Source organism: Pseudomonas sp. GM24, assembly GCF_000282235.1.
Taxonomy (GTDB): Bacteria; Pseudomonadota; Gammaproteobacteria; order Pseudomonadales; family Pseudomonadaceae; genus Aquipseudomonas.
This window is the reverse complement of sequence record NZ_AKJR01000367.1, coordinates 1-1,868: the sequence shown is the minus strand read 5'-3', so window position 1 is coordinate 1,868 and position 1,868 is coordinate 1. Positions and strand designations below refer to the sequence as shown.

Below are 1,868 nucleotides of genomic sequence, written 5' to 3'. Positions count from 1 at the left end.
TAGGGTGAGGGGCTTTTCAAGCGGTCAAATACGGAACTGACCCACGAGTTTGCCAAGGCGCTGCCCCAGCTCCGCCAGACTGCGCGACGTCTGTGCACCCAACTGCGTTTCATCGGCCACGCTGTCCACCGCCACCGCAATCTGATGCACGCTGCGGTTGATCTCTTCGGCCACCGCCGTCTGCTCTTCCGCCGCACTGGCAATCTGCGCGTTCATCGAGTTGATCGTCGCGATCAGCTCGGCCATGGCATCCAGCGACGCCCCGGCCTGATTAGCCTGCTGTGAAGTGCCGTCACCCGCCTCGCTGGAACGGCGCATCGCCTCGACCGCCGACTGCGTACCCGCCTGCAAGCGATCGATCATGCCCTGAATTTCCTGGGTGCTGATCTGCGTGCGACTGGCCAATGCCCGCACCTCATCCGCCACCACAGCAAAGCCGCGCCCGGCCTCACCGGCCCGCGCCGCTTCAATCGCCGCGTTGAGTGCCAGCAGGTTGGTCTGTTCGGCAATCGAACGAATCACTCCGAGCACACCAACAATCGACGTCACGTCCTGCTGCAGGCTGTCGAGCGACACGCCGCTGCTGCGAATGTCATCGACCAACGCATGAATCTGCTTGATGCTGCCGGCCACCACACGCTTGGCGCTCTGGCCTTCTTCGTCGGTCTGCTGGGCGGCGACGGCAGCGTTCTGCGCGCTCTTCGCTACTTCCTGCGCGGCGGCGGACATTTCATTGATCGCCGTGGCGACCTGATCGGTTTCGTGACGCTGACGCTCCATCGCCTGATCCGAACGCTGGGCCTGATCGGACACCTGCGTCACCAGCCCGGTCAGTTGCGTGGTCATCTCGGTGATCTGCCGCACCAGACCATGGATCTTGTCGACGAAGCGGTTGAACGAGCCGGCCAGTTCGCCGAGTTCATCCTGGCTGGTGATGTTCAGGCGACGGGTCAGATCGCCCTCGCCCGCTGCAATGTCATCGAGGTTGGCTTTCATCAGGGTCAACGGACGCAAAATGGTATTGGCCAGCAACATCCCCGCCGCCGCGATCACCAGCAGCACCACCACCGCCACGCCGACGATGCTCAGCACCACGCCTTGCATACGCTCCTGCACTTGCGCTTCGACCTGTGCGACTTGCGCTTCGATGCCGTCGAGGTTGACCGAGGTACCGACCGCCATGTCCCACTTGGCCAGGTATTCGGTGTAACCGAGTTTCGGTACCAACACCTTGGCATTACCCGGCAACGGCGAGCTGTATTGCAGATAGTGCGTACCGTCCTTCGCCACTTTCACCAGGCCGAGGTTGACGTAAACGCCGTTCGGGTCGCGGTTGTCTTTAAAGCTTTTGCCCACGCCTTCGGGGTCGTTGGCCTTGAACAGGCGCACGGTCTCGGAGTCGTAGCCGAAGAAGTAGCCGTCCTTGCCGTAGCGAATGCCGGAGAGCAGTTTGATCGCCTGGGCGCGTGCCTCGTTATCACCCGGCGCGGCCGCGTCGTACAGCGGCTTGATCGTGGTCATGGCCACGGCGACGTAACTTTGCAGGGTGGCTTTGGCATCGCCGAGCAGGCGTTCGCGGGTCTGTTCGACCTCTTTGTGCGCCTGTTCCTGGAGGATGAACAGCGTGGTCAGGCTGATGACCAGGGCAAAGAGCAACACCGGGAGAACGGCGAGGGACAGGACTTTAGCCTTGAGGCTCAGGCGCATTGTGGGAGCTCACTCTTTTGGTTTTATTGGCGTGGTTAAAGGCTTTAACGGCACGCCATCACAAAAGTTGAGTCTGCAGACATTGCATCTACCTGTGGGAGCGGGCTTGCCCGCGATGGCGGTGTGTCTGACACATAAATATTGAATGTGCCGACGCCATC

General features: G+C 61.3%; 1 protein-coding gene. It reads right to left on the bottom strand.

Features of this window, described 5'->3' with window-relative positions:
- Positions 1-24: 24 nt before the first annotated feature.
- Positions 25-1,707 (bottom strand): methyl-accepting chemotaxis protein, encoded by a 1,683-nt coding sequence (locus PMI23_RS28415; RefSeq protein ID WP_007920441.1) that lies wholly within the window; start codon positions 1,705-1,707, stop codon positions 25-27.
- Positions 1,708-1,868 lie beyond the last annotated feature (161 nt).